The following is an 11,150-nucleotide window of genomic DNA, read 5'->3' on the forward strand; positions in this document are numbered from 1 at the left end:
GCCCCTTAATGGTTATGTGGATCAAAACCGCTTCTGGCGAGTTCTGATGCGACAAAGAACGCATTTTTGGTGACTACTGGAAGGCTTTCATGCACCCCCAAGATTTGCTGCAACTCCCCAAATTGAGCGCCTAGCTGCACTTCGCGTGATAAAAACTTGTTGTTATTCGCTTGTACGAAGATTTGCCACTGCCCCTGTGCGTTACGCGTCAGTGCTTCTTGAGGAACCGCATACATACTTTGTTTGCTCGTTTGCGTAAATTGGGCGCTAACGAACATACCCGCATGCAGTACGTGGCCGATATTTTGCACTTCTAAGCGAATGATGCGCGTGCGTGTTTGTGGGTCTATTACATGTGCTTCTTGAATAACCCGAGCAGGGAAAGTGCCATTCGCGGTGGTTACATGCACGGGCGTAGTTTGGGTTATTTCGCTACTTAACTGTGGAGATAACTTGGCTTCAACCCATAAGGTTTGCTCATCGGCGATGGTGAGTAATGTATCTCCGGGTTGGACTCGCTGTCCTTGAATGAAGTCATCACTTAAAACACTCCCGGAGATCTGTGCCACGAGTTGATATTGACCAAAGCGAGCGCGATTCTCTTGGCTAATTTGAGCGATGGCTGCATCCGTTAAACCCATAGCCAACAAACGACCATAGCTTGCGTTGTAATTGCTCTGCGCTTTGACGCGATTGGCAGCACTAATACTTGATGAGTCCAGTTTGCTTAGTCGTTGCCATTCGCTTGCAGCGACAAGGTAATCACCTTGAGCTTGTGCCATTTGCTCACTAAACAGTGTCACTAAGGGTTGTTGCTCGTTGACATGCTCACCGAGTGTCACATGGCGAGCAATAACCACAGATTCAGTGCGCACAGAAACAACATAACTGTTGTAGCCATTGGCTTTGATTTCCGCGGGTGCAACAAGCTCGTAGTTATGTTGCTGTGGTACCAGTTGTGTCACCTCCACGCCCGCTAATTGTAAGCTTGTATCACTTAGGTGGACGCTGGCCTGTTCAGTGACAGCCGTTTCTTCTGAGTGGTCATGTTCCTCAGACGCTAAACTTGATAATGACGCGATTGCCAGTACACATGCCAATAATGTTTGGTGTAGTGACACAGAGGTCATGCATTGTAATTTTGTATTTTTTGCGTTGCCCATAGGCGAGTCTTTCGGCGCTCGAGACGCAGAATTTGGGTGTAGAACATTCATGGTTAGTTCCTAACTTCAAATTTGTATGAAGCTACCGCACACGGCCTTAATTGAAGGCGTGATGCAGATGTAGCTGTGTAGAAATGAAAGTGAAGTTAGGCTATCGGAGGGCGATAATTGGGTTCACGGTGTTTTTGCTCTGGCGGTGTCATGACCTGCCATTGATTATTCGCTGCCTGCTCGAGGTTGATACCCGTAACTGGGTTCATCAGCCAAGTAAGATGCGAGCCGGCACAGTGGCCGCAATGATGGCAATCAGAAATATCGTGGACATCATCAGTGAGATTATCTGATTCTAACTGAGCATCCTGTTGGTGTGAGTGCTCAGAAAGTAAGTGCTGACTATCCACTTGATGATTAGGTTGTGCAGCCACAGAGCTAGTAAGTGATTGAATCGCAATCACGCTAAGCAAGATGAAACTGAAAATAACTCTAATCATAAAATGTGTTGGTACTAACAAGTCGCAGCGAATTTGTTGCCAACATACCGACATAGATAAAAAAGATCAATTATTGCGTCGGAAGAGGCCACTTAATTTGCATTTTATTACGCAATTATTCACAGTTCAGTAGAGGGACAACTACACGAGAATTGCATTGTGGGGCATAACCATAATCATCACCATCATCATGATATAGCCTCCGAGCGCATCGGTTGGGCATTCTTTCTCAACCTTGGGTTCACCATTATTGAATTTATTGGTGGTTGGCTGACGAACAGCACCGCGATTATGGCGGATGCTGTGCATGATTTAGGGGATAGCCTCGCTATTGGCAGTGCTTGGTTGCTGAACAGGCTAGGAAATCGAGGCGCCACACAGGAGTTCACGTACGGCTATAAGCGCTTGAGTTTATTAGGGGCTTTGATTAATTCCATCGTGCTGGTGGTGGGTTCTGCGTGGGTGCTGGTGATTTCCATTCCAAGGTTGTTTGCACCTGTTATGCCTGTAGTTGAGGGCATGATTTTTCTTGCGGTTTTAGGTGTGATTGTCAACGGCTATGCAGCATTAAAACTCAGTAAAGGGAAGACCTTGAATGAGCGGGTGCTCAATTGGCACTTGCTTGAAGATGTGCTTGGTTGGGTAGCGGTGCTGATTGTGGCTATTGTACTGATGTTTGTAAATTGGCCCATCCTTGATCCCATTCTATCTATCGCTTTTACCGTGTTTATTTTGGTCAATGTGCTGCGCAACCTTACGCAAACAGTCAGGCTCTTTTTACAGGCCGCACCTGATCAGCACACTCAACAAAAGCTAACATCTGTGTTGCTTGAGCCAGCGGAAATTAGCAGTGTGCACCATGTCCACTTTTGGTCATTGGATGGTGAGCATCATGTACTGAGCGCACACTTATGCTTGTTAGACGAACTCAATGCTGATGAAGTCATGGCATTGAAAGCCAAATTAGCGCAGCGCTTGGCGGCGTTTGACATCACCCACACGACACTGGAAGTGGAGTATCCTCATGAGCAATGCCGTGATCAATGAACAGATTAGCAATCCGTTTGGGCGCCACGTTCATGCTTAGACGCCTTGTGTGAATACATTTCTTGGTCGGCTTTGTGCAAGAGAGCTTCGATTGATTCTTCCCCAGCGTAGGTGGTCGAGCCGCAGCTGTATTTGATCGAATGGTCATGCTGCAAATTATAATCGTCGACGTTGCGTTTTAAGCGTGCAATCACAGTGTCCATTTCTTGGGGGGTTGTGTTGGTCAGCAGGACCACAAACTCATCACCACCAAGGCGCGCAAAAACGTCTGAAGTGCGAAACGACTGACTCAGTATCTGTGCGAATGCTTTGAGGACTTTATCCCCAAAAGAATGCCCCAAGTTGTCGTTGATCTGTTTGAAATCATCTAAGTCAAAATAAAGTAAGCATGCATTTTGTTTTTCACGGCGACAATGAGACAGAGCTTGTTGAGCAAGTTGTAAAAAGCCGCGACGATTGCTGATGTTCGTAAGCTCGTCGATAGTACTCAAAGCGGTGGCTTTAAATTCTTGCTCAACTAAAGAAGCCAGCTCCTGCAGTATCTCAATATCTTCATCAATGATTTCCCTAGGCTCAGTATCAATTAAACACAGCGTCCCGATGCGATGATTACTGGGCGCGTGTAGCGCACAACCAGCATAAAATCTTATGTTTGGATAGTTAGTCACCAAAGGAGTATTAGCAAAGCGTTCGTCAGTCAAAGTATTGGGAACGATAAGGGGAAGCTCTTCTGTAATTGCGCACGCACACAGAGACTGGGAGCGCGGCGCTTCATGTACGTCCAATCCTTGGATTGACTTAAACCAGAGCCTATCCGAATCAACGAGTGTGATAAGGACAGTAGGCACACCAAACATTCGCTTTGCAATTCGGGTGATTCTGTCGAAACGCTCTTCAGCAGGCGTATCGAGAAGCTGGAGAAGCTGCAAAGCTTCCAAGCGTGCTTGTTCATCACTGTGTAAACTGCAATTTTTCATAGGCAATCACTTCTTCAACCGATACCAATTTTCAAGTAAGCACTCAGTCACATTTGTGCAAGGCTCTATATTGCTATAAGCGTAGTCTAGATGGGTAAATCGTCCATGTTAAGGGGCTGATAATAATAAGAAGAAATTAAAAAAGGCCCAATGCTGGGCCTTATCTTTGACTACCTGGGAGAGTGTTTAGTACTTGTCTTCTAAGTGCTCACAACGACCAAACTCAGCGCCATCTTTAACAGCGGCTAGAACTTGTTTCGGGAAGCTTAGCTCCTGGTTTACGCCGTCTTTACAGACGAAAGCTTTGTTTGCATCGATCTCAATACTGATCGCTGCACCAGCTAAGTTAGCCATCATTTCTGAGCCATTGGCGCTCATGGCAAACCAGTTATCAGTTAACAGGTTTTTAGCTTCAACAACGCCTTGACGACCGAAGAACTCAGCAGCTGTCATCCAGCCAAGACCGTCCATGTAAATTGCACTACCGCCGTTATAACGAGCAGTAATGAGTGACAAGTCTTCATTTGCATCAAGTGGGATCATGCTTGGTACACCAACAACAGACGATATGTATTCATGATCCAAGTTGTACGGTGCCTCACAGAAGTTAACAAATCGCTGGATGTACGGAATATCATCACACCAACGCATGCTACCTAGCGCTTCAAGCTCATCTGTTTGAGTATTCCAAACTTTGATGCCGTCATATTTGCGGTCGCGGCCCTCACCAACGAGAGTATTAAACGCAATTTTTCCGCCATCTTGGCTAATTACGGCAATATCACGGGCGCCAAACTTACTGTTGATGTCATGAAGTTCGCCATCAATCCAAGCCACTAGACCTTGGCTGTTGCCGGTACCAGTAATGACTTTACCATTACCTGACATACGATCGGCACGCATCCATACTTCTCTACGCTCACCATTTACGAGTACATCAATACGAGATCCGTAAAGCGAAGGCACATATTCAAGACCACCTAGCTCAGTCGCTTTGCCAGTCGCAGTGTCCCATACCGTTGGTACAGCATATGAGCGAGCACCTTCACCTTCGGCACATTCCTCGCCACCAGATGTTGGTTTGCGGTAAGTACCGACAACAAGTTTACCTTCATCGTCTATATCCCAAATAGACTGAGAGCTCACACCTTGCTGGCTGCCCAGTGTACAGGTGTTATTTGAAGGGTCTTCCAGTTCCATAAGCTTGTTAGAGCGAATATCCCAAACCGCACCTTGGCCGACACCATCACTATCTAAATCAGCGATAACAGCCGCTTTGGTTGCTGTTTTATTCATTGCTGCGGTAGTTGAGCTCAATAGCGCATAGCCATCTGGACCTGCAAGCGTAGTGAAGGTGTTTTGTACACTGTCATATAGGAACGGCACACCGCCAGCTGTTGAGCCGAGCGCTTTTTTACCGTTCTTCGAATGCTCTGTGACAAATGCAGAAACTAATGGAGTGTATTGGATACCATTTTTGTAACCATTGAAGTACATCTCAACTTCTTTCGTCTCGCCGCCAGCGACAATAATTTCCGTGCGTTCACATGCATTGTCTGTTGCTGGAGATGAGCTTTCATTGCTGTTCCAATATTCGGCTTCTGACATCAGCGCTGTAGGAGTCGTTGGGTACCCACCGGCACGAATTGGCTCCATGTACAGTGCGTAGCGACCACCAGGAGTCAAACCATTGATAGTGAATGAACCATCAGGACCGATGCGCCCTTGTGTCATGTTACCTGATTGCTGTGTAATCACATCATAATGTGGGTTATCCAAGTTACGAGCAACCATGTTCATGCCCGCATACTCAACACCTTCTTTGGTATAAAGCTTACCTTTGATTGTGCCGTACTTAGTTTTGTAATCAGCGCTTGGGTATAGGTCAGAAATATTCACGATGTCATCACGAACGTTTACTGTACCTTGTTCCACACCTTCGGCACCGCGCACATTGATGAATGGGAACATGGTTTCAATGCCATCAATCGGTGCTTGCCCACGACCTGTGTACATGTTGGTATCGGCACAACCTGGTACACCATCATAAGTTGGGCTCCAAGGTCGTGAAATGTAGGTGAAGTGGCCGTTTGCTTGCGAGTGAGACATGTTCATCGCGTGGCCGAATTCGTGGGTAAATACGCCCTGAACCATTTTGCCTTCGGTGTCGTTGATATCGATGTACCAACCATTCATAAGCGCGGTTGCTTCGGTGATCTCACCGGTTTCTTCGTCCGCCCATTCTGGGAAGGCAATACCTAATACTTGCGAGCGTGGAATACCAAAATAGTTTTCTAAGATAGCACCATCGCTGTCGTAGTTAACCCAAAAACCGTAGCCATTTTCAGCGTTGTAAATTTGATCTACGTTAGATGCATTCACATCGACAATGCCCGTTTGGCTTTCGATAGTACCAGCAATCGCCATTTCCAGCGTTGATGTTTCAACGTTGGACCATTGCGCAACTGCATCAGCAGTTACAGCGTTCGCCTGAGCGATAGTTAGAAACGTGTAGTCGCGTTCTAGTGGTACGTTTTTAGGTAGTACAGTGCCATCAGGTAAGGTGATGTCGACGTTGAATTTAGTGCCTTGCTCTAGAATCGTGAAAGACTGAACATCATTTCCGTCTTTATCTTTAATTAGTTGACCACCATCAGTCCAAACAGGGATAGCACCTTTAGAGGTATCCCATTTGTATGGTTGCATTGTTTTTTCGTGAATATATAAAGGACCACCGGCTAGCGCGCCAGCAGAAAGGGTCGCTAGTGCAATACCCGCAGCGAGTTTAGAGAATTTCATTATTGTTGTCCTCCTGCTAGTTTGCCTACCAGATTCATAAATACATCGACGCTCAAGGCTTGTGGGTTAGTGAGCATGTTGCGCTCTTCGTCAGAGAAGTTAGTCGTATCCATGCCTTCAAACAGACCTGAGTTAGCGAATTGGTTTAGTACTTTGCCATCGCGAACCACGAATTTACCTTGTGCCATGCCAGCAGTAGTTTGGAAGCCAGTGATAGACGCAGGCTTGTACATGAAAGCAATGACGTTTTCGCCCTCATGCCATTTAGCGAAACCGTCAGGCGTGACACCTAAATACACTTTGCCATTGCCCATCGAGCGAGGCTTAAGCAGGCCAAATTGGCGGAAAGTGTAGGTTGATTCTTCTTTTAATTTACCTTTGGCGTCACTGCTCACATCAATAGTGATTTCAGTGTAAGGGCGCTTGTTATCAAAGCCATCGGTCACTTTAATAACTTCACCTGCAATAATATTCTGCGAAGCAGCTGTGAGTTCTTGTAAGTTTTGTTGCTTCAGCTTCATTGCATTTGCGGGCGAAGCAAGCGATAGACCTGCTGCCACTGTTAGAGCAATAGAAGCTTTTTTGAGCATAGATGTTGCGCTCATTATAGAATCTCCGTTGATGATTATATTTTTATTCACTGATTCTTAACATTCAGCCTCTCTAAGGTTTTATAAATTGGATTAATATTCAATTTATAAATTGTACACTTTTGTACGAGGGCGCTTTTTCGTGAGTGAATCAATAAATAGTGAGTTCTAACTTAATTTTATAAATGGCATTAAAATCAATATTTTAGTGTTTATTTGTGAAGGTTAAAATGGGATTGGACACAATTGTGAATTAGAGTTTTTGTTCAAAAATTGTAAAACAAATTAGAATTTTCAAACTGAATTCTTATTCATTTTTGTTGATTTTATATTTCCATATGTTGGGTTTTGTGTTTTTTATATGCTTTGTGGGTATATTGGTTTCTAAAACAGGATCTTGTATTGCCTGCGCTTACACACTGGTTAAGTACGTTTAATGTTCATTTGTTAATGTTTTGTTTATCTTGGTTGCGGTGAGGGACTGCATTTTTACCTAAGTATTGTTTACGCTTTTGCATTAGAAATACCATTAAATCACCGATGTATGAGTGGCTGATATTTTTACCTAAATGAAAAAAAGGCCCTACTTAGGGCCTTTTGTGAGAGAGAGTTATCGTTGCTTAATTAAAGTGTGTCATCCAAGTATTCGCAGCGACCCATTTGGGCTCCATTGGCGACCGATTCACGCAGTCCACCGGGGAATCCGGTTAATACCGAATCACCGTTGTCACACACATAAACTTGGCTCATATCCATATACCAAGACATCCCGCCGGCAACACCCAGCATTTTACTTCCGTCGCCACTTAGGGCTATCGGATTACTCATCGACAATTTACCGAGTTCCGCGGCACCTTGTTCACGTAAAAAGCGGCTAAGCTCAAGCCAGCCAATGCCTTCCACCCACAGTGCGCCATAATAACCAAAGCGGCTACCACCGGCTCGGCCAATTGCAACTCTGCCGTCATCGCTTAAATCACTAACCGTCATAGGCACGGCACCGTAAGAGGCAGTGATCTCATCTGGTGAAAGCTCCTTACACAAATTCCAAGAGTAGAAGATGTATTGAATATCCTCACACCAAGGCAGTGAGCCGATGTTGGTTACCGCATCTTCGCTTAGTCCTTTACGTGAATCCCATAATTGAACGCCGTAGTTACTGGTCAATGCAACGCGGCTTCCATCGAAGTTCGAAACCTTAGCTTGCTTTGCTTTGAACGCAGTGGTGAGGTCGAGCATTGGGCCGTCATCAACCCAAGCAACAGCCTGATTGTAGTTCACCTGACCGAGCGCCACTTTACCGTTACCAGATAAGCCGTGAGCAAATGCGTAAAGTGTTCGATTCCAATTCACATTGCTGGTGTCTAGTTCACGAATACCGCGCTTTTCATCCCAGATAAAAGGTTTCATTTCGCCGGAGAAGTACTCTTGGCAGTTGCCATTGCCGTTTAAGTCTTGGTATGCCATACCGACAACCGTGGAACCTGAATCGTCCATAGCTGAACCAAGGGCGCTGATTTTAACCCCTGCGAAGCTGGTGGAAACATTACATTGGTTCTGTCCAAGATAGCCAACCGAACGTGCTTCATTCCCAGACCAAACGGTGGGCTCCATAATGCCGTTCCCATCTTGATCGTGCTGCACCAACACATGCTTACCGTTGCGGCTTAGGTATGATTCAGCACCAACATAACGACTAGGTAAGATTTCAAAGCCGCTATTCGCATCCCACATCACCGCACTGAGGCCAGCAGTACCAACTGCCTTGCGGCCATTTTTCGACAAATCGCTAAAAGTCACCGACGATAGGGGAGTTACTTGCACTCCTTTCATGTATCCATTGAAAGTAAAGTCTGCTTCTTTGGTAACACCTGCTTCGGCGATAATCGCTGTTCGTTCGCATACTTCGTCGATCAGTGGATCGCTACCTTCGTTTTCATTCCAATACTCCGCTGTTGAAAGTAAAGGCTGAGGTGTAGTTGGAAAGCCACCGGCAACGATTGGCTCTACATATAAGACATATTGCTCACCCGGTGTCAGATTACGAATTGTATATCGTCCATCCGGACCGACTTTACCCTGTGTGGCAGAGCCAGACATATCAGATACGGCATCGAATAGCGGGTTGTTGACGTTGCGTGCAATCACATTAATGCCGCTGTACTGTGTTCTGCCATCTTTAAGGCGCAACACCCCAGTTATGGCTCCGCGAGAATTAGCATAGTGTGCGCTTGGATACAGGTTTGATATCGCCGCAACATCATCAGGATGCTCGATGGTACTTTGATTAACCGCGCCAGCACTGTAGTGATCAATGTACGGGTACATGGTTTCAATCATCGCTGGATTACCGCCAGCAATAGGGTTTACACCACAACCAGGAACGCCCGGATAGAGTTTGTTTGCCGCTGAACTTAGATAGGCTAGTTGGCCATTTACCTGAGTGTGTGACAGGTTGATAGCATGACCAAACTCATGGGTGAATACGCCCGCAATTTTGCTGCCGTCGTCATTAGGCGCAACTGCCCAACCGTTCATTATTGCTGTCGCTTCGAGAATCTCACCGGTTTCTTCATCGGCCCACTCAGGGAATGCCATCCCTAAAACAGATTGTTTCGGTACTCCAAACACGTCCTCTACAACTGAGCCATCTGTGTCGTAGATTACCCAAAAACCGTAACCATTTTCGGCACCATAGACTTCATTTGCGTTTGCGGCAGTGATATCTGAGATCCCTGTTTTGCTCGCAATCGTACCCGCAACGGCCATTTCTAGCGTTGCCGTTTCGACATTTGACCACTGGGCAATGGCATGGGCTGTGATTTCGTTCGCTCGGTCAACCGTTAACAAGGTGTAGTCGCGATCGAGTACGGTGTTTTTAGGGAGCACCGTGCCATCTGCTAGGGTAATATTGATATTGTACTTGGTGCCCTTTTTTAGCACGGTAAACGACTCAACATCTTTACCGTCTTTATCTTGAACCAGCATACCGCCATCAGTCCAAACAGGGATAGCGCCTTTACTTGTATCCCACTTGTAGGGCTGCATGGTTTTATCGTGAATATAGAGTGGGCCAGCCGCCAATGTACCAGCAGAAAGAGTAGCTAGTGCGATACCCGCAGCAAGTTTAGAGAATTTCATTATTGTTGTACTCCCACAAGTTTACCGACAAGGTTCATAAACACATCAATCTTCACTGTCTCAGGGTTAGTTAGCATGTTGCGCTCTTCGTCAGAGAAGCCCGCAGTGTCCATGTCTTCAAACAGGCCTGAGTTAGCGAATTGGTTCATAACTTTGCCATCACGGACCACGAATTTACCTTGGGCCATGCCGGCAGTGGTTTGGAACCCAGTGATAGATGCAGGCTTGTACATGAAAGCAATCACGTTTTCGCCTTCATGCCATTTAGCGAAACCGTCAGGCGTGACACCTAAATACACTTTGCCATTGCCCATAGATCGCGGCTCGAGTAGTCCGAATTGGCGGAAAGTGTAGGTTGATTCTTCTTTTAATTTACCTTTGGCGTCACTGCTGACGTTGATGGTGACTTCAGTGTATGGACGCTTGTTATCGAAGCCATCGGTCACTTTAATAACTTCACCGGCGATGATGTTTTGCGAAGCAGTAGTCAGCTCTTGTAAGTTTTGCTGTTTTAACTTCATGGCGTTGGCTGAAGTAGCCGATAATAACCCTGTGGCAATGGTCAGCGCTAAAGACGTTTTTTTGAGCATTGTTTTCGCTCTCATTTACTTTCTCCATTGATATATTGTTATTGCGTTAGTTGTCTTTTAACTTTATGGAGTTACATTAAGTTAACATTTTGCAAGTTATATCAATCTAAAATATGTACCAGTTTGTGCCGGGTTCTTAATTTTTAATCCTTTTTAATCATTTACTTATGATTTTTTTATAATTCATCAGTTGTTCATTTTTGAGTAGCGGCAAGTTTTTATTTGGTGTAGATACTGCTAAATGAGATTTAGCAACCCTATCGATAAAGTGAAAGGTTAAGAAAATAGTGTGGGTCTGCATGAGTTGAAAAAAATGGCCCTATTAAGGGCCATTTTTGGTGGGTTTTATTAA

8 protein-coding genes are annotated in these 11,150 nt (G+C 45.5%); 1 reads left to right on the forward strand and 7 read right to left on the reverse strand.

Features of this window, described 5'->3' with window-relative positions:
* Positions 1–5: 5 nt before the first annotated feature.
* Together V1358_RS12455 and V1358_RS12460 are read right to left on the reverse strand one after the other, a co-directional pair.
* Entirely contained in the window at positions 6–1,214 is a 1,209-nt protein-coding gene (locus V1358_RS12455) for an efflux RND transporter periplasmic adaptor subunit (RefSeq protein WP_347393731.1), read from the reverse strand.
* Between the two features lie 95 nt (positions 1,215–1,309).
* Positions 1,310–1,654, reverse strand: a complete 345-nt coding sequence (locus tag V1358_RS12460; protein WP_347393732.1) for a hypothetical protein — start codon at positions 1,652–1,654, stop codon at positions 1,310–1,312.
* 159 nt (positions 1,655–1,813) lie between these two features.
* On the opposite strand from V1358_RS12460, the gene V1358_RS12465 reads away from it, so the two are divergent.
* On the forward strand, positions 1,814–2,701 hold the full coding sequence (locus V1358_RS12465) for a cation diffusion facilitator family transporter (protein WP_347392019.1): 888 nt from the start codon (positions 1,814–1,816) through the stop codon (positions 2,699–2,701).
* 5 nt (positions 2,702–2,706) lie between these two features.
* On the opposite strand, the gene V1358_RS12470 is transcribed toward V1358_RS12465, so the two are convergent.
* The 5 genes from V1358_RS12470 to V1358_RS12490 form a co-directional block, all read right to left on the reverse strand.
* Positions 2,707–3,678 (reverse strand): sensor domain-containing diguanylate cyclase, encoded by a 972-nt coding sequence (locus V1358_RS12470; protein ID WP_347393733.1) that lies wholly within the window; start codon positions 3,676–3,678, stop codon positions 2,707–2,709.
* A 186-nt stretch (positions 3,679–3,864) separates the two neighbouring features.
* The gene (locus V1358_RS12475; protein ID WP_347393734.1) at positions 3,865–6,477 is read right to left on the reverse strand and encodes a zinc metalloprotease; all 2,613 of its coding nucleotides are present in this window, start codon (positions 6,475–6,477) and stop codon (positions 3,865–3,867) included.
* The gene (locus V1358_RS12480; protein ID WP_347392016.1) at positions 6,477–7,082 is read right to left on the reverse strand and encodes a hypothetical protein; all 606 of its coding nucleotides are present in this window, start codon (positions 7,080–7,082) and stop codon (positions 6,477–6,479) included. The genes V1358_RS12475 and V1358_RS12480 overlap by 1 nt, the downstream gene beginning before the upstream one ends.
* Positions 7,083–7,691: 609 nt before the next feature.
* Entirely contained in the window at positions 7,692–10,208 is a 2,517-nt protein-coding gene (locus V1358_RS12485) for a hypothetical protein (RefSeq protein WP_347393735.1), read from the reverse strand.
* Positions 10,208–10,813, reverse strand: coding sequence for a hypothetical protein (locus V1358_RS12490; RefSeq protein WP_347393736.1), 606 nt, complete (start codon positions 10,811–10,813; stop codon positions 10,208–10,210). The genes V1358_RS12485 and V1358_RS12490 overlap by 1 nt, the downstream gene beginning before the upstream one ends.
* Between the last annotated feature and the right edge of the window lie 337 nt (positions 10,814–11,150).

This window comes from Pseudoalteromonas pernae (assembly GCF_039831865.1).
In the GTDB taxonomy this organism is placed as follows: Bacteria; Pseudomonadota; Gammaproteobacteria; order Enterobacterales; family Alteromonadaceae; genus Pseudoalteromonas; species Pseudoalteromonas pernae.

Excerpts from the sequence above, each read along its gene's own strand:
- V1358_RS12455 (WP_347393731.1), bottom strand. The coding sequence starts at position 1,214 with ATGAATGTTCTACACCCAAATTCTGCGTCTCGAGCGCCGAAAGACTCG.
- V1358_RS12460 (WP_347393732.1), bottom strand. The coding sequence starts at position 1,654 with ATGATTAGAGTTATTTTCAGTTTCATCTTGCTTAGCGTGATTGCGATT.
- V1358_RS12470 (WP_347393733.1), bottom strand. The coding sequence starts at position 3,678 with ATGAAAAATTGCAGTTTACACAGTGATGAACAAGCACGCTTGGAAGCT.
- V1358_RS12475 (WP_347393734.1), bottom strand. The coding sequence starts at position 6,477 with ATGAAATTCTCTAAACTCGCTGCGGGTATTGCACTAGCGACCCTTTCT.
- V1358_RS12480 (WP_347392016.1), bottom strand. The coding sequence starts at position 7,082 with ATGAGCGCAACATCTATGCTCAAAAAAGCTTCTATTGCTCTAACAGTG.
- V1358_RS12485 (WP_347393735.1), bottom strand. The coding sequence starts at position 10,208 with ATGAAATTCTCTAAACTTGCTGCGGGTATCGCACTAGCTACTCTTTCT.
- V1358_RS12490 (WP_347393736.1), bottom strand. The coding sequence starts at position 10,813 with ATGAGAGCGAAAACAATGCTCAAAAAAACGTCTTTAGCGCTGACCATT.